Source organism: Vibrio sp. SG41-7, assembly GCF_014164465.1.
In the GTDB taxonomy this organism is placed as follows: Bacteria; Pseudomonadota; Gammaproteobacteria; order Enterobacterales; family Vibrionaceae; genus Vibrio; species Vibrio splendidus.
The window spans coordinates 1-248 of the sequence record NZ_JACJFF010000451.1; the positions used below are offsets into that span (position 1 = coordinate 1).

Annotated in this window: 1 pseudogene; it reads right to left on the reverse strand. The window is 49.2% G+C overall.

Annotated elements, in window-relative coordinates:
• Positions 1-206, reverse strand: a pseudogene (locus H5300_RS28625) (ISKra4 family transposase); the annotation flags it as partial.
• Between the last annotated feature and the right edge of the window lie 42 nt (positions 207-248).

The following is a 248-nucleotide window of genomic DNA, read 5'->3' on the forward strand; positions in this document are numbered from 1 at the left end:
TAACGATTTTGCAGGTAATAATCTTCAAAATCCTGCGCCATGTCCTGGACGAGGTTAAGGCATTGACGCTTAGCTACCTGAGCACCGGTGGTTTGTGCAATCTGCTGGGCCACATGGTCGTAGGCACTGTGATTTATTTGTTCAGCCAGTCGCAGCCTGACTCCGTCAGAGAACTGATCTTTGCCCAGATTCAGGCTTTTATCCAATGGATGCACCCCCTTCATTTTGCGCTGGCTATAACGTTTGCG